At 70.9% G+C, this 18,249-nt stretch carries 22 protein-coding genes; 16 read left to right on the forward strand and 6 right to left on the reverse strand.

Annotated features, from left to right (window positions below):
* Positions 1-9 precede the first annotated feature (9 nt).
* From CRP55_RS33175 to CRP55_RS33195, 5 genes are all read left to right on the forward strand, one after another.
* On the forward strand, positions 10-345 hold the full coding sequence (locus tag CRP55_RS33175; protein WP_097325368.1) for a rhodanese-like domain-containing protein: 336 nt from the start codon (positions 10-12) through the stop codon (positions 343-345).
* Positions 342-1,139, forward strand: a complete 798-nt coding sequence (locus CRP55_RS33180; protein WP_097325370.1) for a glycerophosphodiester phosphodiesterase — start codon at positions 342-344, stop codon at positions 1,137-1,139. The genes CRP55_RS33175 and CRP55_RS33180 overlap by 4 nt, the downstream gene beginning before the upstream one ends.
* Before the next feature lie 56 nt (positions 1,140-1,195).
* Positions 1,196-2,380, forward strand: a complete 1,185-nt coding sequence (locus CRP55_RS33185) for a sensor histidine kinase (RefSeq protein WP_097325372.1) — start codon at positions 1,196-1,198, stop codon at positions 2,378-2,380.
* A 38-nt stretch (positions 2,381-2,418) separates the two neighbouring features.
* The gene (locus CRP55_RS33190) at positions 2,419-3,300 is read left to right on the forward strand and encodes a DUF5926 family protein (RefSeq protein WP_097325373.1); all 882 of its coding nucleotides are present in this window, start codon (positions 2,419-2,421) and stop codon (positions 3,298-3,300) included.
* Positions 3,301-3,407: 107 nt separating this feature from the next.
* Complete coding sequence (locus CRP55_RS33195; RefSeq protein WP_245923537.1) at positions 3,408-4,037, forward strand: glycoside hydrolase family 16 protein; 630 nt, start codon at positions 3,408-3,410, stop codon at positions 4,035-4,037.
* A 60-nt stretch (positions 4,038-4,097) separates the two neighbouring features.
* Here CRP55_RS33195 and CRP55_RS33200 read toward each other — a convergent pair whose 3' ends face one another.
* Positions 4,098-5,294 carry an arginine deiminase gene (locus CRP55_RS33200; protein ID WP_097325377.1) on the reverse strand — a complete coding sequence of 399 codons (1,197 nt, stop codon included), beginning with the start codon at positions 5,292-5,294 and terminating at the stop codon, positions 4,098-4,100.
* Between the two features lie 300 nt (positions 5,295-5,594).
* On the opposite strand from CRP55_RS33200, the gene CRP55_RS33205 reads away from it, so the two are divergent.
* The 5 genes from CRP55_RS33205 to pheA all read left to right on the forward strand — a co-directional run bounded on the left by CRP55_RS33205 (position 5,595) and on the right by pheA (position 9,022).
* Positions 5,595-6,326: a hypothetical protein gene (locus CRP55_RS33205; protein ID WP_097325493.1), complete on the forward strand. Its 732-nt coding sequence runs from the start codon at positions 5,595-5,597 to the stop codon at positions 6,324-6,326.
* 104 nt (positions 6,327-6,430) lie between these two features.
* Entirely contained in the window at positions 6,431-6,892 is a 462-nt protein-coding gene (locus CRP55_RS33210; protein WP_097325378.1) for a PAS domain-containing protein, read from the forward strand.
* Between the two features lie 66 nt (positions 6,893-6,958).
* On the forward strand, positions 6,959-7,348 hold the full coding sequence (locus CRP55_RS33215; RefSeq protein WP_097325380.1) for an ACT domain-containing protein: 390 nt from the start codon (positions 6,959-6,961) through the stop codon (positions 7,346-7,348).
* Between the two features lie 23 nt (positions 7,349-7,371).
* A complete protein-coding gene (locus CRP55_RS33220) occupies positions 7,372-7,968 on the forward strand; it encodes a hypothetical protein (RefSeq protein WP_097325382.1) in 597 nt (198 codons plus the stop codon).
* 106 nt (positions 7,969-8,074) lie between these two features.
* Positions 8,075-9,022 (forward strand): prephenate dehydratase, encoded by a 948-nt coding sequence (pheA, locus tag CRP55_RS33225; protein WP_097325384.1) that lies wholly within the window; start codon positions 8,075-8,077, stop codon positions 9,020-9,022.
* Here pheA and CRP55_RS33230 read toward each other — a convergent pair.
* The 3 genes from CRP55_RS33230 to CRP55_RS33240 are packed head-to-tail and all read right to left on the reverse strand — an operon-like array spanning position 9,019 to position 10,656.
* Entirely contained in the window at positions 9,019-9,756 is a 738-nt protein-coding gene (locus tag CRP55_RS33230) for an AIM24 family protein (protein WP_097325386.1), read from the reverse strand. The two genes, pheA and CRP55_RS33230, sit on opposite strands and share 4 nt — an antisense overlap.
* Before the next feature lie 48 nt (positions 9,757-9,804).
* Positions 9,805-10,167 (reverse strand): metallopeptidase family protein, encoded by a 363-nt coding sequence (locus tag CRP55_RS33235; RefSeq protein WP_179855433.1) that lies wholly within the window; start codon positions 10,165-10,167, stop codon positions 9,805-9,807.
* 60 nt (positions 10,168-10,227) lie between these two features.
* Positions 10,228-10,656, reverse strand: a complete 429-nt coding sequence (locus CRP55_RS33240; protein WP_097325388.1) for an OsmC family protein — start codon at positions 10,654-10,656, stop codon at positions 10,228-10,230.
* A 67-nt stretch (positions 10,657-10,723) separates the two neighbouring features.
* Here CRP55_RS33240 and CRP55_RS33245 point away from each other — a divergent pair, with 67 nt between their 5' ends.
* From CRP55_RS33245 to CRP55_RS33260, 4 genes are all read left to right on the forward strand, one after another.
* On the forward strand, positions 10,724-11,476 hold the full coding sequence (locus tag CRP55_RS33245; RefSeq protein WP_097325389.1) for a hypothetical protein: 753 nt from the start codon (positions 10,724-10,726) through the stop codon (positions 11,474-11,476).
* Between the two features lie 34 nt (positions 11,477-11,510).
* The gene (gene serS, locus CRP55_RS33250) at positions 11,511-12,773 is read left to right on the forward strand and encodes a serine--tRNA ligase (protein ID WP_097325391.1); all 1,263 of its coding nucleotides are present in this window, start codon (positions 11,511-11,513) and stop codon (positions 12,771-12,773) included.
* 109 nt (positions 12,774-12,882) lie between these two features.
* Complete coding sequence (locus CRP55_RS33255) at positions 12,883-13,695, forward strand: HAD family hydrolase (RefSeq protein ID WP_097325393.1); 813 nt, start codon at positions 12,883-12,885, stop codon at positions 13,693-13,695.
* On the forward strand, positions 13,695-14,495 hold the full coding sequence (locus CRP55_RS33260; RefSeq protein ID WP_179855434.1) for an HAD family hydrolase: 801 nt from the start codon (positions 13,695-13,697) through the stop codon (positions 14,493-14,495). Before CRP55_RS33255 ends, CRP55_RS33260 begins: the two co-directional genes overlap by 1 nt.
* Before the next feature lie 6 nt (positions 14,496-14,501).
* On the opposite strand, the gene CRP55_RS33265 is transcribed toward CRP55_RS33260, so the two are convergent.
* Both CRP55_RS33265 and ddaH read right to left on the reverse strand, forming a co-directional pair.
* Positions 14,502-15,062: a bacterial proteasome activator family protein gene (locus CRP55_RS33265; RefSeq protein ID WP_097325497.1), complete on the reverse strand. Its 561-nt coding sequence runs from the start codon at positions 15,060-15,062 to the stop codon at positions 14,502-14,504.
* A 35-nt stretch (positions 15,063-15,097) separates the two neighbouring features.
* Entirely contained in the window at positions 15,098-15,925 is an 828-nt protein-coding gene (gene ddaH, locus CRP55_RS33270; RefSeq protein WP_097325396.1) for a dimethylargininase, read from the reverse strand.
* 67 nt (positions 15,926-15,992) lie between these two features.
* On the opposite strand from ddaH, the gene CRP55_RS33275 reads away from it, so the two are divergent.
* Together CRP55_RS33275 and CRP55_RS33280 are read left to right on the forward strand one after the other, a co-directional pair.
* Positions 15,993-16,463 carry an Lrp/AsnC family transcriptional regulator gene (locus CRP55_RS33275; protein ID WP_097325498.1) on the forward strand — a complete coding sequence of 157 codons (471 nt, stop codon included), beginning with the start codon at positions 15,993-15,995 and terminating at the stop codon, positions 16,461-16,463.
* 20 nt (positions 16,464-16,483) lie between these two features.
* The gene (locus CRP55_RS33280) at positions 16,484-18,226 is read left to right on the forward strand and encodes a beta-propeller domain-containing protein (protein WP_097325398.1); all 1,743 of its coding nucleotides are present in this window, start codon (positions 16,484-16,486) and stop codon (positions 18,224-18,226) included.
* The last annotated feature ends 23 nt before the right edge of the window (positions 18,227-18,249 follow it).

Consider the following 18,249-nt stretch of genomic DNA (forward strand, 5'->3'; position numbering starts at 1 on the left):
CTTAATGCCGTGTTCGGACCCCAAGTGCCCAGCGTGACCGCCGTCGAAGTCGAGGACGGCGCGTACCTTCTCGATGTTCGCGAACCCGACGAGTGGGCGGCGGGCCACGCGCCCGGCGCCCACCACGTCCCGATGATGGAGATCCCGGCCCGCGTGGCCGAGGTGCCGACCGATGTCGAGGTCGTGGTGGTGTGCCGTTCCGGCGGCCGCTCCGGCCAGGTCGTGTCGTACCTCATGGGCAACGGCTGGGACAACGTGCGCAACCTCGACGGCGGCATGAAGTCCTGGGAGGCTTCCGGCCGCGAGGTTGTCAGTGAGAACGGTCAGCCACCCAGCGTCCTGTGAGTAATTACCGTCCTTTGGTCTTCGCGCACCGTGGCGGCGGTGACGCGCTGCCCGAGCACACCCTCGGGGCCTATCTCCAGGCGCTGAAGGACGGTGTGGACGGGCTCGAGTGCGACGTCCGGCTGACCCGCGACGGCCACCTGGTCTGCGTGCACGACCGGCGGCTGGGCCGCACCAGCAACGGCCGCGGCCTGGTCAGCACCAAGACCCTCGCCGAGCTCGACTCGCTCGACTTCGGCTCGTGGCACCCCGGTTATCCGGTCGACGAGGAGCCACTGCCCGATCTGACCCGGCTGCTCACCCTCGACCGGCTGCTGGAAGCGGTGCGTGACAGCGGCCGGCAGGTGCGGCTACTCATCGAGACCAAGCACCCGTCACGCTACGGCGCCGAGGTCGAGCGGCGGCTCGTGCAGATGCTGCGCCGGCACGGTCTGGCCGAGCAGCGTCCCGACGACCCCGTCCGGGTGACGGTGATGTCGTTCGCGGCGCTGGCCCTGCGCCGCGTCCGGGCCCAGGCGCCGACGATCCCGACGGTCTACCTCGTCGAGCTGCTGCCGCCGGGCGTCGGCGTGACCCGGGGCCGGCTGCCGTTCGGCGCGCGCATCGCCGGGCCGGGCGTCGGGCTCGTACGGGCCCGGCCGGGCCTGATCCCCGCCATCCGGGCCGCCGGGCATCAGGCGTACATCTGGACCGTGAACGAGAAAGCCGACCTCGACCTGGTGCTGGAGCACCGAGTGGACGGCGTGATCACCGACCGGCCGCGCTTCGTTCTCGATCGTCTCGCCGAAATGTGACGCACGACACTCCGAGGCCCTGCCCAAAGACAGGGAAGCGAGGCAAACTCGCAAGCATGCCGGACCGCCCCGACTACAGCGCGCTGACACGAGGTCAGATCGCCCTCCTCGACCGGATCAACGCCGGCGAGACCGGGCTGCCCACGCTGCACCAGGTCGTCCGGCTGGCCCAGGAGGCGCTGGGCGGCCGCGGGGCCGGCTTCGCCGAGTACGCGCCCGACCACGGCCGCATCATCGCGGCCACCGGCGCCTGCGCGCCCGCCATCGGCCGCCGGGTCGACCGCGCCGACTCCCGCCTGCGCGGCGGCCGCACGCTGCTCATCCCGCTCGACTCGCTCAACGACGAGTTCGCCAAGCATGTCGAGGGCGGCGACGTGCGCCGCATGCTCGGCGCCCGCTGCGAGGTGGGCGACGCCATCGTCGGCTCCCTGCACGTCTATTTCGGCGATGGCGACGGCGAGCCCGGCCCGGAGCACCACGCGGTGCTGGAGCTGCTCGCCGCGCACGTGGGGCGGCTCTACGCGGCCCGCGCGGGCCTGCCGGTGCACAGCTCCACCCGCCAGGACGCCCGCGACCTCTGGGTCGCCGTCACCAGCCACGAGCTGCGGACGCCGGTCACGGTCATCAAGGGGTACGCGGACACGCTGACCAACCACTGGGACTCGCTCGGCGAGGACGGGCGCCAGGAAGCGGTCCGGATCATCGGCACCCGGGCCGGCGAGCTGGCCCGGCTGGTCGACCGCCTGCTCTCCGCGGCCAGCGCCGACGGTGAGATCGGCGGTTCGCCGGCCGGCCCGTTCGACCTGCCCGAGACGCTGCGGGGCGCGGTCGAGGAGCTGCCGGCCGACCTGCGCCGGCGCATGCTGATCGGCAACCTTCCGGCGGAGCTTCCGAAGGCGTACGGGGAAAAAGACTCGATCGCGACGATCTTGACCGAGCTCACCACGAACGCCGACAAATATTCGCCACCCGACTCGCTGATCGAGCTGTGCGCCGGCGCCGACGAGGAGACGCTGCGCTTCCGGGTCTCCGATCGGGGCGCCGGCATCAAGCCCGAGCACGTCGAGCGGGCCTTCGAGCGCTACTGGCAGGCCGAGTCCGGCGACCGGCAGCATCACCCCGGCGCCGGCCTGGGGCTCTACCTCGTGCGCCGGCTCGTCGAGCGGCAGCACGGCTGGGTCTCGCTGCGCCCCCGCGAGGGCGGCGGCACCACGGCCGAGGTCCGTCTCCCGCGAGCCTGAAAAGACACGGGGCGGTTCAGCGCCTAGGCTGTGTCGCCGTGAGCAAGCGTCGCAACCAACGCCAGTCGTCCGCACCCAAACGCGAGAAGGTGCGGGACATCTTCGTCGCCCGGCCGTTCGAGGGCATGGCCGACGAGCCGGAGTGGATCGCGTTGCGCGAGCTCGTTCCGGCCGCGTCCGCGCCGCTGACCCTCAAGCCCGAGATCATCGAGGAGTACGGGGACCGCCCGATCACCCTCTCGACGGTCCTCCCGATGGCCTGGCCGGCGATGACGCGCCAGGACGGGCGGGTCTTCATCGGTCTCCAGCGGCACGTCCAGTCCGGTGACGTCTCCCGCGACCTCGCGGTGGCGATCCTGAGCGCGCTGCGCACCGAGCCCGGCGACACGGTGTCGGTGCCGGCCCTGCCCGGCGAGGGCCCGCGCCTGCAGGACGTGCTGGTCGACGGCCCGCTCGAGATCACCATGCACGACGGCTTCGAGTACTGGCTCGACGCCGAGCAGGCCGAGGACCCGAACGTGAAGGCGTCCCTCGAACGGGCGAACGCCTCGATCTACCCGACCGTGCGCCTGCAGAGCGCCCACGCGGCGTACTGGTGCCGGGTCGCCCCCGACAAGGGTCACGTCCGCTGGGTACTGCCCGAGGCGGAGGACAAGGCGCTCGACGCGCTGGCCCGCCTCTCGGCCTCCGGCGACCTGCTGCTGGGCGAGAACACCAAGTTCGCCGGCATGTTCCGGGCCCACGGCCTGCTCGTGCCCGTCTGGGACATCCCGGGCGAGGGCGAGGGTGCCGACTGGGAGGCCCCGCTGGCCGACTTCGCCAAGCGCTACGCCGACATCCTGGCCGAGACGGGCCCGCTGGACCCCGACGCCCGCCGCGCCAAGCAGGGCTTGATCGGCCGCCAGCTGACCTTGCGCTGACCGTGCTGGACGAGCGGTTCACCTCTGCGGAGCTGGACCGCTCTGTCTGGGTTCCGTGGTATTTGCCGCATTGGAGCTCTCGGACGCGGTCGGCGGCGACCTATGAAGTGGGCGGCGGGGAGCTTCGGCTGAGCATCCCCGCCGACCAGCCGCTGTGGGCCGAGGGCATTCATGAGACGCCGCTGCGCGTCTCCGGCATCCAGAGCGCCAACTACTCCGGGTCGGTCGGCAGCACGGTCGGCGGCCAGCCGTTCCGCGACGGGCTCGAGGTCCGCGAGGAGCAGGGGGAGTTCTGGGGCGTCACGCCCCTCTACAGCGACGTCGAGATCACCATGCGGGGCGTCATCACGCCGTGGTCGATGGTCGCGTTCTGGCTCGCCGGCGTCGAGACCGCCCCCGAGCTGTCCGGCGAAATCTGCGTGATGGAGGTCTTCGGGACCGCCCCGCACGAGATCGGCATGGGCTTGCATCGCTTCCGCGATCCCAACCTGACCGAGGACTGGGGAACGGTCACGCATTCGTTGGACATTTCCGACTTTCACACGTACGGCGTGAAGTGGCGCCGGGAGTCACTCGCCTTCACGATCGACGGCGAGGTCGTCAAGCGCGTCGACCAGGCCCCGCAGTATCCGATGCAGCTCCAGATCGCCGTCTTCGACTTCCCCGACCGGGCCGACCTGGTCGACGGGCCGGTCCCGGTCCCCGAGCTGATTGTCTCCCGCGTCACCTGCTCCTAGCCGGAAGGGCTCCCGCCTTCAGCCGCGCGATCCCCGCCCTTAGCCGAGCGACTCCCGCCCTCAACTGAGCGACTCCCGCTCGATCGGGCAGCTCATGCACCGAGGGCCGCCTCGGCCGCTGCCGAGCTCGCTGCCGCTGATCCGCACGACCTCGATGCCGGCCCGCTCCAGCTGGGCGTTGGTTTCGACATTTCGCTCATAAGCCACACAGAGCCGAGGGCCGATGGCGAGGGTGTTGTTGCCGTCGTCCCACTGCTCGCGCTCGGCGGTGACGGGGTCCAGACCGGTGTCTATTATCCGCAACCGGTCGATTCCCATCGCCTCGGCCGCCGCCTCGAGGAACGGCCTCGGCCCCCGCGCCCGCGGCTCGCCGTCGGCGTCCGCCTTCACGGTGTAGGCCTGCAGGGTGTCGGCGATGTTCGGATACATGACCACGGCGTCGACGTCGACCATCGTGCAGACCGTGTCCAGGTGCATGGTGGCGCGCTCCTGGGCGATCGGCACGGCCAGGATGGTGTGCGCGAGCCCGGCCGCGAAGACCCGGCGGGCCAGCCGCTCGGCGCCGGCCGGGGTGGTGCGCTCGCCGACACCGATGGCGAGCACGTTCGGCGCCAGCAGCAGCACGTCGCCGCCCTCGAGGTGCTCCAGCCCGGGGTCGTAGAGCAGCTCGGCCCCGGCGAAGCGCGGGTGGTAGCGGTAGATCGCCTGGGTGAGCGTCGTCTCCCGGTTGCGGGCCGGCATCGCGAGGCTGGTGACCGCCACGTGTTCACGCACCCAGACCGAGGAGTCGCGGGTGAACAGCAGGTTGGGCAGCGGGTCGATCACGAAGTCGTGGCGGTCCATGAGCTCGTAGACCAGGCCGCCCGGCCCCGGTTTCAGCTCCTCGTGGGCCAGCCCGGCCATCAGCACGTCGGCCAGGCGCCGCGGGTCCTGGTCGGCCAGATACCGTCCCACGCTGTCGCGGAGGGTGTCGCCGAGCCGGCGGTCGGCCAGCACCCCGGCGGTCAGCTCCTCGCGGGCCTCGGCGACGGCGAGCGTCTCGGCCAGCAGCTCACCGAGGTAGAGCACCTCCACGCCGCGTTCACGCAGGGCGGCCGCGAAGGCGTCGTGCTCCTCCTGCGCCCGCCCGACCCACGGAATCGCATCGAAAAGCAGCGAATCGTTATTCCTAGGGGTCAATCGGGCCAATTCGGGTCCGGGCCGGTGCAGAAGCACCGTGCGGAGCCTGCCCACCTCGCTGTCGACGTAGTGCGCCACAACCCGACCGTACTCCGCAGTCGATCTCCCAGCACTCCTCGCGGTTGTTCGATGACGTTCGGTCTAGATCATGAGACACCTGTGCATGAACCCGGCGCGCCGACTAACTTTGTCCGAGAACCAGTCGAACAGGGGAACGGGCGCCAAGATGCACCATCCGCAAGAAGTCGCGATGCGTGAATGCGGCATTCATCCCCACTCACTCCCCTTTCTTTCCGCCCTGGTGTCTTGCTTCCGTAGGGGGTCGAGCACTTACGGTAGTGAAAAGAGAGCCCGAAGGACCTTTTGCCGGAGGTCGAAGTGACTGTCTTCCCAGCACGCCCTGCTCTGCCCGCGAAGCCCACCAGCCTCATCGACCGCCCTCTCGCGCAGCCCGCAGCGCTGGAGGCACCGAACCGCCCGTCGCCCACCGAGTACTTCAAGCGCCGCCGCTCCGAGCGCGACGCCCGTCGTCTCGAGGCCGCGGGTAACCGAGCTCTCACCCGCCTGGACCGTCTCGGTCCGGCGTGGCACATCGTCGACTGGCCGCGCACCGACGCCCTGGGCCACTACGAGCCCGACCCGGCCGACGACCGTGCCGGATTCCTGGCGATCGGCCCCGGCGGCGTCTACGCGGTGACCGTCGCCGACCACGGCCGCGCCCGCGTGCTCATCGCCGGCGACGTGGTCCAGATCAACGGCAAGCGCCCGGCGTACGTGGCCGAGGCCCGCCGCGAGGCCCGCCGCGCGAGCAAGGCCCTCTCCGCCGCGGTCGGCCTGAGCGTGCCCGTCACCCCCGTGCTCACCTTCGTCGGATCGGGCGTGATCAGCGTTCACGGCCTCCCCAAGGAGGTGCTGGTCTCCACCGACAAGGAGCTCGACCGCCTGCTGATCGCCGGCGGCGCCCGCATCTCGCCGGCCACCGCGGGCAAGCTCTCGGCCGTGGCCAACCATCCGGCCACCTGGGCCAACGCTCCGTACCGGCCGGCCGGCGACTATCGCTGGCACGCCGACGGACAAACGGCCGCTGACAAGCGTCCGGCTCGCCGGTAACGTTCCTTGCGGTTGATGTCGACGGCTTCATCGCCGCGGCGAGCGCCCGGGTCACCGGTCGCGCCGCGGCGCCGCCGTTGATCCGCAGGAGCGAGGAGGACCGGGTGGCGCACGTCGAACTCTCACTTTCCGGAGCGTTCGTCCCCCAGGCGCGCACACCGTCCGAGGCCGAGTTCGTCCCCAGTCTCGAGAGGTGGACGGCGACCGTCGCGGCCGCCGCCGAGCCGTGCCTGATCATCGACAACTCCACCACGATCCAGGCCCTCTCGGCCTCGGCCGCGGAGTTGCTCGGGCTGGGCAAGCCGCCGGAGGTGATCGGCAAACCCCTCGGCGGGGTGCTGCACCTGATCGACTTCACGGCCGGCGCGGGCGAGCTCGAGGAGTCCGACGCCGACAAGATCCCGCCGTTGCTCGCGGTCCGCAGCGAGCGCCTGGCTCGGGGTCTGCTGCGCGTCGTGCCGGGCCCGGGCGAGCCGCCGCTGACGGTCGACGCGATCGCCACGCCGCTGTTCGAGAGCGAGCGCGTGGCCGGGTCCCTGACGTTCTTCTCCCCGGTGCGCTACTAGCCGCTGTGGTGTTTACCGCACCTCGCGGGCATGTGCAGAAATGACCTCGAAACGTAGTCTGCGTTCATGCTCGATCTCGACCTGCTACCAGGGGAGTACGCGGTGTGCCGCCTTCCGGCCGGCTCACCCCTTCCCGCTTCCCTGAGTGAGGGGCCGGACGAGAAGAGTGTGATCTCGCTGAGCTGGGCGCCGGAGGAGCTGTCGATCATCTGCCCCAGCGACCGTGTGCCGGACGGCGCCACGGCCGACACCGCCTGGCGCTGCCTGCGCGTCGTGGGGCCGCTCGACCTCGCGCTGACCGGCGTCCTGGCCTCGCTCATCGGCCCGCTGGCCGACGCCCGGGTAAACATCGTGACGTTCTCCACCTACACGACCGACTATCTGCTGGTACCGGCCGTGCGCCTGACCGAGGCCATGGACACCCTGCACGCCGCCGGTCATCGCATTGCTTCCTGATTGATCGGGCTTAGCATGTCCGGGTGTTCCCCCGCACACGCTCCATCCCCTTGATCGTCTTCCCCCTGGCGATCCTGTCGGCCTGCGGCGCCCCGCCGCAGCCGCAACCCACCTCGCCGACGTACGCGACCGCCAGCGCCGCGCCCGTCCCGCTGGACCCCTCGCTGCCCCTGCCGGCGACCCAGCCCGTCACCACCCCGCCGATTACCGTCCCGGCTTATCCGACGGCGACCTATCCCACGATCACGCTCCCGCCGGCCACCCTCCCGCCGGCCACGGTCCCGACGACGACCGCGCCGACCGAGAAGTCACCCACCCCGACGCCCTCGCACGCGCCCAAGTGCACGACCGTGCCGACCGGTCCGGAGATCGTCATCCTGGCCAAGAAGCAGCAGGGCATGGCGAACAAGCCCTTGGTCGTGCAGGACGGCCCGCGCTGCTCGGGCACGTGGTCCTTCACCGCCCTCGAGCTCAGCGGAGCCGAGGAGGACCCCTTCATGGTGGTCGCCACCGGCTCCGGGGCCACGCTCACCCTGGTCGCCGCGGGCTCGGAGGTGTGCATCGACCCGGTGCAGAACAGCGCGCCGCCCGGCATCCGCGTGCTCGCCTGCGGCTTCTGACGCGCCCCGCCCGGCCACGGCTGGGCCGCGCGGCTTCGGCCGGGCCGCGCCACCCTGCTGCTACTCGGCCGCGCCGAGCGCGCGAGCCGGGCCTAGACTTCCCGTCATGCCCGGAACGCCGCCCACGCGCTTCGTCTACCTCGGCCCAGAGGGCACCTTCACCGAGGCCGCCCTGCGCACGATCCCCGCGGCCGAGCGCGGCCTGCGCACCCCCGCCCGCAGCGTCCCCGAGGCGCTCGAGGCGGTCCGCGCCGGTGAGGCCGACGCCGCGCTGGTGCCGCTGGAGAACTCGGTCGGCGGCGCCGTCCCGGTCACCCTGGACGAGCTGGTCACCGGCGCCCCGCTGGTGATCACCCGGGAGGTCGTCCTGCCGGTCGAGTTCGTGCTGGGCGCGCGGCAGCCCACGCCGCTGGCCGCGATCCGGACGATCGCCGCCCACCCGCAGGCCTCGGCCCAGTGCCGCAACTGGCTGCGGGCCAACGCGCCGGACGCGGTGATCGTCGACGTGCTCTCCAACGCCGCCGCCGCGATCAGCGCGGCCGCCGGCGAGCACGACGCCGCCCTCTGCGCCCCCATCGGCGTGTCCCGCAACCAGCTGACCGTGCTGGCCGACAAGGTGGCCGACCACCCCGACGCGGTCACCCGGTTCGCGCTGCTCACCCGCCCCGGCCGCCCGGCCGAGCCGACCGGCGACGATGTCACGTCGCTGGCCGTCTCGATCCGGCGCGACCAGGTCGGTGCCCTGCTGGCGGTGCTCACCGAGCTGGCGGTGCGCGGGATCAACCTCTCCCGCATCGAGTCCCGCCCGACCGGCGAGCAGCTGGGCACGTACGTCTTCTTCCTGGATTGCACCGGCCACGTCGCCGAGCCCCAGCTGGGCGAGGCCCTCCAAGGCCTGCGCCGCATCTGCGCCGACGTCCGCTTCCTGGGCAGCTACCCCCGCCACCGCCTGGTCCAGGAGGCCCCGGTCCCGTCCCCACCGGGCTTGGCCAACGCCGACTTCGCCGACTCCGCGGCCTGGCTGGCCCAGGTCAGGGCGGGCGAAACCGCCTAATCGAAGAGGTTGCCTAGGATGCCGCCGCCGCCCTGCTGCTGGTTGCCGCCGCCCAGGCCGGCGATGCCGCCGGGCGGCTCCTCGGAGGGCTGGACCACGACGAAGCCCTGACCGGCGAAGCTCATCGTGAAGCGCTCGCCGGTCGAGCGGCCGAGCAGCGTGCCCATGCCGAGCTGCTCGGCACGGTGATATCCGGTCTGCAGGTTCGCCGACCAGCAGATCGCGGCCTGCGGGTCGACATACGTCGGCTGGTCGATGGTCAGCACCACCGGGGTGCCGTGCGTGGTGACGGCGATCCGGCCCTGGCCGGTGAAGACGCAGTTGAACAGGCCCGCGTTCGACATCATGCCGGCGCCGCTGACCATCTTGATGTCGTAGCGCAGGGACGACTCGAAGGCGAGCACGTTGGCGCCGTTGATCGACAGGGCGTCGCCCGGGTCGAGGTCGATGAGGTGGATGTCGGCCGCCCGCTCGGCCAGGAAGACGTCTCCGTGGCCCTTGACCCGCATCAGCGGGACGCCCTCACCGGTGAGTTTCTGCTTGAGGAACTTGCCGATGCCGCCCGAGCCGAGCGCCTCGAACTGCACCTGACCCTGATAGGCGACCATCGAGCCGACCCGCGCCATGAACTCGCCGTTCAGCTCGGCCTTGAGCAGCTTCGAGTTCTGCAGCCGCAGCCCGGGCTGGGCCGACTCCTTCTCGAGGTTCTCCGCCGAGAAAAGCTCACTGCGCATGAACGTCCTCCTGTTGTGGGGCCTTGGACCCAGCGTAAGAGGGCGGAGCTATCCCCAGCCGAGCTCGTGCAGGCGGTGGTCGTCGATGCCGAAGTGGTGGGCGATCTCGTGCACCACGGTGATCGCGACCTCGTCGATCACGTCGGTCTCGGAGTCGCAGATCTTCAACGTCGGCAGGCGGAAGATGGTGATCCGGTCGGGCAGCACGCCCGCGTAGTCCCAGCCGCGATCGGTGAGCGCCGTGCCCTCGTAGAGGCCGAGCAGGTCGTCGCTGCCGTCCGGCGGCAGGTCCTCGACCATGATCACGACGTTGTTCATCATGCGCATCAGCTCGGGTGGCACCTCGTCGAGGGCCTCACCGACAAGTTCCTCGAAACGTTCGGCACTCATCTCGACCGGCACGCCACCCATTGTGCCCGGGGCGCCCGATCATCCGTACGACCAAGCGCCCCGGTCTTGCCATCAAGAAGATCAGGCCAGCTTGGCGCTGAGCGTGATCTCGGCGCCGGGCGAGAGCAGCCGGGAGATCGGGCAACCCTCCTTGGCCGCCACGGCGATCTTCTGGAAGGCCGCGTCGTCGATGCCGGGGACGTCGCCCACGGTCTCGAGGTCGATGCGGGTGACGCTGAAGCCGGCGTCCGTCTTGTCCATGTGCACCTTGGCGACCGTCTCGACCGAGTTGGGCGTGAAGCCCTCGTCGGAGAGGGCCTTGGAGAACGCCATCGAGAAGCAGCCGGAGTGCGCGGCCCCGATCAGCTCCTCCGGGTTCGTCCCCTCGCCCTCCTCGAAGCGCGACTTGAACGAGTAGTTCCCCTGGATGCCACCCTTGCCGGTCTTGATCGTGCCGGAACCCTCGGTGAGGTTCCCCTGCCAGCGGGCGGTTGCGGTACGAATAGGCATATCCAGAACGCTAGTCCATCGTTCGGCCGCTGGCCGTGGGACCTGCGCACCCGTCATCATGGTTCACATGCCCGCGCAGCAGCAGCCGATCGACCTCGGCGTCGCCCCGGCCGAGTCGGTGGTCGAGTTCGGCCCGGAGCCGCCCGTCCGGCAGCGGCGGTGGCAGTCCGGCTTCTCCCTTCGTGAGCTGGCCGGCGACCGGCGGGTGGTCCCGTTGCTGGCGGCCCTGGCCGGCGTCGCCGCCCTCGCCTCGCTCTTCTCCGAGTGGCAGGTCACCACTGTCGACGCCGAGGTGCTCAGCGGCGACGTGGGCCAGCGCGCGGTCGCGGCCCGCATCGGCGACCTGGGTGCGCTCGGCACCGGCTATCTGATCGGCATCTTCCTCGTGGTCCCGGCCGTGGTGCTGACCATGTTCGGCCCGCCCGCCGGTCGCCGCTACGCCCGGCTGGCCGGCCTCAGCGCCGCCGGCACGGCGTTCGGCCTGCTCATCGCGCTCGCGGCCGAGCTCGGCGACAGCAGCGGGGCGATCGACCGGGTCTACGAGATCGCGCTCGACGGCGACCAGATCTCCCTGACGTACGGGCGTGGCCTCTGGTGCGCGCTGGTGGCCATGGCGCTGGCCGTGGCCGCTCTCTACCTGGCCGGACGCTACCTGGGGCAGCCGGACAAGGTGGACGACGACGAGGCTCCGGCCTCGGTCGAGCCCTGGTCGTGGCGCCGCCCGGCCGACGCCGACGACAGGCAGCCCGACGCTCCCCTCGACCTGACGGTCGCACCGGCCAAGCCGTTCACGTCCTACACCGACGGCATATCCGGATGAAGATCGGGCCTGCTCGCCGGTAGGCTCGTCAATCGTGATTGACCTGCGTCTGCTTCGCGACGACCCCGACCGGATCCGCGCCAGCCAGCGAGTGCGCGGCGAGTCCACCGAGCTGGTGGACGACCTGCTGCGCGCCGACGAGGCCCGCCGCTCCGCCACCCAGCGGTTCGAGGCGATGCGGGCCGAGCAGAAATCGCTGAGCAAGCAGGTGCCCAAGGCCTCCGGCGACGAGCGGGCCGCCCTGCTCGCCCGCACCAAGGAGCTGGCGGCCGAGGTCAAGGCGGCCGAGGCCGAGACGAGCGCGGCCGACGAGGCGCTGCGCCAGGCCCACCTGGCCGTGCCGAACGTGGTGCAGGAGGGCGTGCCCGCCGGCGGCGAGGACGACTTCGTCGTGCTGCGCGAGGTCGGCGACATCCCCCAGATCGACAACCCCAAGGACCACCTCGAGATCGGCGAGGCGCTGCGGGCGATCGACACCGAGCGCGGGGCCAAGGTCTCGGGCTCGCGGTTCTACTTCCTGACCGGCGTCGGCGCGCTGCTCCAGCTCGGCATGCTCCAGATGGCGATCGCCCAGGCGGTGGAGCACGGCTTCGTCCCGTCGATCACGCCGTCGCTGGTCAAGCCGGAGTCGATGGAGGGCACCGGCTTCCTCGGCGCGCACGCGAGCGAGATCTACCGGCTCGAGGCCGACGACCTCTACCTCGTGGGCACGTCGGAGGTGGCCCTGGCCGCCTATCACTCAAACGAGATCATCGACCTCGAGAGCGGCCCGGAGCGGTTCGCCGGCTGGTCGTCCTGCTACCGGCGCGAGGCCGGGTCGTACGGCAAGGACGTGCGCGGCATCCTGCGGGTGCACCAGTTCGACAAGGTGGAGATGTTCTCCTTCTGCAAGCCGGAGGACGCCGCCGAGGAGCACCTGCGCCTGCTCGCGATGGAGGAGGAGATGCTGGCCAAGGTCGAGATCCCCTACCGGGTGATCGACGTGGCGGCCGGCGACCTCGGCTCGAGCGCCTCGCGCAAGTACGACTGCGAGGCCTGGGTGCCGTCGCAGGGCCGCTACCGCGAGGTCACCTCGACGTCGAACTGCACGACCTTCCAGGCCCGGCGGCTCAACATCCGCTACCGCGACGCGGACGGCAAGCCGCAGACCGCGGCCACGCTGAACGGCACGCTCGCGACCACCCGCTGGCTGATTCCGATCCTGGAGAACCACCAGCAGCCGGACGGCTCGGTGCGCGTCCCCAAGGCCCTCCAGCCCTACCTCGGGGGCCGTGACGTGTTGGAACCTTCCCGCTAACGGTCAATACACCGTCCGGCTACCAGAAGTCATAGCCGCTGGTAGTCCGGCGGGTGTACCGTTCTCCTTCCGCCCTCCGCGGGGGTTTGCGACACCCCGGAGGTAATCGATGGTCAAGCCTGGACTCCCCAAACTGGTCGCGACCGATCTCGATGGCACACTGGTTCGCAGTGACGACACCGTGTCCGCGTACACCCATGAGGTCCTCGATCGCGTCCGGGCCGCCGGCATCCGGGTCGTGGGCGCCACCGGTCGCGGCCCGCGACTGACCTCCCTCACCCGCAACGACATCCGCGACGCCGACTTCCTCGTGATGGCGCAGGGCGGCTGGGTCCTCGACCAGGCCGAGTCCAGCTACCTGCTCCGCTCCCGGCTCCGCGGCGAGGTGCTGGGCCAGGTGCTGGCCGCCATCGAGGCCGAGACCGGTCCGCTGTCGGTCATGGTGGAGGCGCTGGAGCACGACGACTCGCCGCTGTGGGGCGACTACGACCCGACCTGGCGCTACCCCGTCGTCGTCGAGCCGCGCACCCGCGCCGAGTGCTGCACGGGCGAGGTCATCAAAGCCTTCGCCCGTTCTTTCGCGTACGACGTCGACGAACTCCTCGCGGTGGCGCGCCGCCTCGTTCCGGCCGACGTGGCTTCGGTCACCCAGGCCGGCCTCGACTACGTGGAGATCTGCCCGGCGAACGTCGACAAGGGCACCGGTCTCGCGGTGGTGGCCGAGGCCGTCGGTGTCGATCCGGCCGACGTGCTGGTCTTCGGTGACATGCCCAACGACCTGCCGATGTTCGCCTGGGCCGGGTGGGGCCGGGTGGCGGTCGGCAACGCGCACCCCGAGCTGCTCGCGGTCGCCGATGACGTGACTCTCACCAATGATCAGGACGGCGTGGCGGCGTACCTCGACCGGCTACTGTCGAGGTGATGTCGCCTTTCAAGCTGGTCGCCTCGGATATCGACGGAACCCTCATCCGCACCGACGGAACGCTGAGCAAGCGGACCATCGAGGTGCTCGACGCCCTCCCCGTGCCGTTCGTCGTGGTGACCGGCCGGCCGGTCCGCTGGCTGCGGCAGCTCTTCGACCAGATGAAGGCGCCGGTCCCGGCGGTCTGTGCCAACGGCGCGGTGGTCTACGACGCCGACACCGACGAGATCCTGCGGGCCGACCCGCTCTCGGTCGACCTGCTGCTCGACGTCAGCGCCAAGCTGCGCGAGGCCGTGCCCGACGTGGCGCTCGCGGTCGAGGTCGAGGACGGCCGCGCCTTCTGGTACGAGGAGGCGTGGCCGGTGCGCTGGGAGAACGACAACCATCCGCATGTACGGGTGCTGTCGACCCCCGAGGAGCTTACGTCGGCGCCCGCCGTGAAGCTGCTGGCCCGCTCGGCCGCGCACCAGCCGGACGAGTTCCTCGAGCTGGTCAGCCGCACGCTGGGCGGCGTCGCCGAGACCACCCACTCGTCGTCGACGGCGCTGGTGGAGATCTCCGCGGCCGGTGTCACCAAGGCCGCCGGCCTGGCCTGGCTCTGCGAGAACGAGGGCATCAAGGCCGAGGAGGTCGTCGCGTTCGGCGACATGCCCAACGACATCCCGCTGCTGGCCTGGGCCGGTCGCGGGGTGGCGATGGGCAACGCGCACCCCGCGGTGAAAGAGGTGGCCGACGAGGTCGGCCTGACCAACGACGAGGACGGGGTCGCGCAATATCTGCGCGACCTTTACGACCTCTGATCGCTCCTAGAGGTACTGACCCGTTCGGCCGCCCTCGCCCTGCTGGGTGGGCATGCCGGGCAGCGCGCCCATGGGCAGCGCCGGCCGGCCGCCGCCACCGCCGCGCATCTGCTCGAGCTGGAGCCGGGCCGCCATCTGCTGGGCGACCAGGGCGGCCTGGATGCCGTGGAAGAGACCCTCGAGCCAGCCGACCAGCTGGGCCTGGGCGATGCGCAGCTCGGCCTCGCTGGGCGGGGTGTCGCCCTCGAACGGCAGCGAGAGGCGCTCGAGCTCCTCGCGCAGCTCGGGCGCGAGGCCGTCCTCGAGCTCGGTGATCGACCGCTGGTGGATCTCACGGAGCCGGCCCCGGCTCGCCTCGTCGAGAGGCGCCGCCCGGACCTCCTCGAGCAGCTGCTTGATCATGCTGCCGATCCGCATGACCTTGGCGGGCTGCTCGATCAGGTTGCCCGGCGCTTCGGGATCGAGCTTGCCGTCGGCGTCCATGGTGCCCAGCGGGCGCCCGTCGGGGCCGACCACGATCACGGAGCCGTCTTCCTGCTTCTCCATGGTGCGGTTCTCGTCGGTCATGCCGTCCATCTTCCCGCACCCGCTCCGAACAACCGCTACGGCCTCAGCTCGGCCACGGCACATTTGACACTGCCGCCGCCACGCTTGAGCTCGGAGAGGTCGACGTGCACGGGGTGGTAGCCGGCCGCACGCACCCGGTCACCCATCGCGATGGCCTCGGTGTTGAGGATCACGTGCCGGCCGTCGCTGACCAGGTTCAGCCCGAACGCCTCGGCGTCCTCCCGGTCGGCGATCACCGCGTCCGGGAAGAGCTGGGCCAGCACGCGCTGCGAGCCCTCGGAGAAGGCGCCGGGGTAGTACGCGATGGTGCGGTCGTCAAGCGCGGCCAGCGCCGTGTCGAGGTGGTAGAAGGCCGGGTCGACCAGCCGCAGGGAGAGCACCGGGCGGCCCAGCACCTCCTGCGCCTCGGCGTGCGCGCTGGGGTCGGTCCGGAAGCCGTAGCCGGCCAGGACCAGGCCGCCGTAGGCGGCGGGCAGATAGGCGAAGTCGCCCTCGCCCTCGTTGATGTGCGCCGGCCCGGCGAAACGCCAGCCGCCGGCGCCGTAGAAGGCGGCGTGCGCGTCCGCCTCGGCCGCGCGCTCCGGGAAGCGGAAGCGGGCGCCGTAGACGGCGCCGTCGACGGAGAAGGCGCCGTTGGCCGCGTAGACCATGTCGGGCAGGCCGGGCACGGCGTCGAGCACGTGCACCGTGTGGCCGAGGTCGCCGAGCGTGTCGCGCAGGACCGACCACTGTTTGACCGCGAGCGCCGCGTCGACCGGGACGGTCGTGTCCATCCAGGGGTTGATCGCGTACTCGACCGTGAAATGCTCCGGGGGACACATGAGATATGTCCGATTCCGCGGCTGGCGCTCGCTGTGGTTCATGACCTAGAGCGTAGGTAGGCTCAGGCGCACGAAACAGCGTGAAATCTTGCTCATCGGAGGCGAATCGTTGCAGATGGACGCGGTAGACCAGCGAATCGTTGCGTTGCTGGTGGCTGACGCACGATCGTCGTACGCCGAGATCGGCGCCAAGGTCTCACTGTCGGCCCCGGCGGTGAAACGACGGGTCGACCGGCTTCGATCCAGTGGGGTGATCAAGGGATTCACCACGGTGATCGAGCCGTCGGCGGTGGGGTGGACGACCGAGGCGTTCGTCGAGCTTTTCTGCACCGGGCGGACCACACCGGCCCAGATCACGGTGGCCACCCGGCGCCATCCCGAGGTGGTGGGGGCCTACACGGTCTCGGGGGAGGCGGACGCTCTGGTGCACCTGCGGGCGGCCGACATCGGCCACCTCGAGCAGGCGCTGGAGAAGCTGCGGGCGGAGCCCTTCGTGACCTCGACCCGCAGCATGATCGTGCTGTCCCGCTTGGTGGAGACGCCGACGCCGGTTCCCGCCTCGTTGGGAACCGTCCTGTAGGTGGCGGCGTCCAATCGGACATGTCGCGTCGATCCTGGCTCTTCGCCGCACTGGCCGTCCTCCCGCTGGCCGGGTGCACCGGCTCGCCGGCCCCCTCCTCCACCTCCACCTCCACCGCCCGGCCTGCCTTGACGTTGGTGGCTTTCGACTCCTGCGCCCAGCTCGAGAAGGAGCTGCGGGCCGCGGCCAAGAAATACGGCCGGGAGCCGGTGGCCATCGACGACATGCGGGCGATGCCCGAACAGGCGCGGGGCGGCGTCCCGGCCGCGAAGTCCTACTCCGGCACCAACGTGCACGAGGCCGGCGCCGACGAGCCCGACATCGTCAAGACCGACGGCCGGCGGATCGTCACCGTCACCGGCGGTGTCCTCAAGGTCGTCGACCCCGCCACCCGCACGCAGACCGGACGCCTCGATCTCGGCATCGAGTCGTTCGGCGAGCCGAAGCTGCTGCTCTCCGGTGATCACGCGCTGGTGCTCGCGGACGGCGGACCCTCGTACCTCAAGGACTCGGCCCGTTTCTCCAGGCCGGACGGCGGCCGGTCCGAGGTGCTGCTGATCGATCTGACCGGCACGCCGCGGCTGCTCAGCCGCTACCGCGGGGACGGCTCGCTGGTCGACGCCCGGCAGACCGGCAGTGTGGCCCGGGTCGTGCTGAGCAGCCGGCCGCAGATCGACTCGTGGGTGCCGGCCTGGGAAATCACGACCGGTTCGGCCCGCACCACCGGGAAGCTCGACTGCTCGCAGGTCAGCAAGCCCGAGACGTTCACCGGCGCCTCGATGCTGCGGGTGCTGACCTTCGACCTGGCCGCGACCGCGCTCAGTGACGGCTCGCCGGTTGCGCTCGTCGCCGACGGTGACGCCGTTTACGCCACCGAGAGCAGCCTCTACATCGCCAACAACGAGAGCCCGGCGTTCCGGCGCAGGGTCTCCTCCGCGGGCGACGTCGCTCCCGACGCCGTTCCGAAACGCGACACCGAGATCTACCGCTTCACCCTGCCGCCGGCCGGCAAGCCCGTTTACGTCGCGGCCGGAAAGGTGCCCGGCACGCTGCTCAACCAGTACTCGATGTCCGAATGGGACGGTCATCTGCGGGTGGCTACGACCAACCCGGCGAGCGAGAGCTCGGCGGTGCGGGTGCTGAAGGAGAGCAACGGAAAACTCGCCGAGGTCGGCTCGGTGGACGGTCTGGGCAAGGGCGAACAGATTTATTCCGTACGCTTCCTCGGCGCTCGCGGCTATGTGGTCACGTTCCGCCAGACCGACCCGCTCTACAGCCTCGACCTGGCCGACCCGGCCCACCCCCGGTTCACCGGCGAACTGAAGATCAACGGCTATTCGGCGCACCTTCAGCCGGCCGGCGAGAACAGGCTGATCGGCATCGGCCAGGAGGCGACCTCCGAGGGCCGGCCGCTCGGCACCCAGATCTCGCTGTTCGACGTGAGCGATCCGGCCGCACCGCGCCGCCTCGACCAGCACGTCGTTCCCGGTTCGATGTCGGAGGCCGAGATCGACCCGCACGCGGTGCTGTGGTGGGAGGCGACGTCGCTGCTGGTCGTCCCGCTCAGCGACGCCCGATCCGACGGGCCGCTGGCCCTGCACGTCACCGGCGATCAGCTGAAGCCCGCGGACCGGCTGACCATGAACGGCCCGGTGCGCCGGTCGCTGGTCATCGGCGACGTGCTCTGGTCGGTGGCCGACTCCGGCCTACTCGCCTCGAACGCGTCCACCTTGGACAAGATCACCTGGGTCGCCCTGAAGTGACCCGGCCATGAGCCGGGGCCCGC

It is taken from the genome of Paractinoplanes atraurantiacus (genome assembly GCF_900215205.1).
Taxonomy (GTDB): Bacteria; Actinomycetota; Actinomycetes; order Mycobacteriales; family Micromonosporaceae; genus Actinoplanes; species Actinoplanes atraurantiacus.

Coding starts and splice junctions, on each gene's coding strand:
- CRP55_RS33280 (WP_097325398.1), top strand. CDS start 16,484: ATGTCGCGTCGATCCTGGCTCTTCGCCGCACTGGCCGTCCTCCCGCTG.
- CRP55_RS33265 (WP_097325497.1), bottom strand. CDS start 15,062: ATGACCGACGAGAACCGCACCATGGAGAAGCAGGAAGACGGCTCCGTG.
- CRP55_RS33260 (WP_179855434.1), top strand. CDS start 13,695: ATGTCGCCTTTCAAGCTGGTCGCCTCGGATATCGACGGAACCCTCATC.
- CRP55_RS33215 (WP_097325380.1), top strand. CDS start 6,959: ATGCTCGATCTCGACCTGCTACCAGGGGAGTACGCGGTGTGCCGCCTT.
- CRP55_RS33230 (WP_097325386.1), bottom strand. CDS start 9,756: ATGCGCAGTGAGCTTTTCTCGGCGGAGAACCTCGAGAAGGAGTCGGCC.
- ddaH (WP_097325396.1), bottom strand. CDS start 15,925: ATGAACCACAGCGAGCGCCAGCCGCGGAATCGGACATATCTCATGTGT.
- CRP55_RS33185 (WP_097325372.1), top strand. CDS start 1,196: ATGCCGGACCGCCCCGACTACAGCGCGCTGACACGAGGTCAGATCGCC.
- CRP55_RS33255 (WP_097325393.1), top strand. CDS start 12,883: ATGGTCAAGCCTGGACTCCCCAAACTGGTCGCGACCGATCTCGATGGC.
- CRP55_RS33240 (WP_097325388.1), bottom strand. CDS start 10,656: ATGCCTATTCGTACCGCAACCGCCCGCTGGCAGGGGAACCTCACCGAG.
- CRP55_RS33245 (WP_097325389.1), top strand. CDS start 10,724: ATGCCCGCGCAGCAGCAGCCGATCGACCTCGGCGTCGCCCCGGCCGAG.
- CRP55_RS33235 (WP_179855433.1), bottom strand. CDS start 10,167: ATGGGTGGCGTGCCGGTCGAGATGAGTGCCGAACGTTTCGAGGAACTT.
- pheA (WP_097325384.1), top strand. CDS start 8,075: ATGCCCGGAACGCCGCCCACGCGCTTCGTCTACCTCGGCCCAGAGGGC.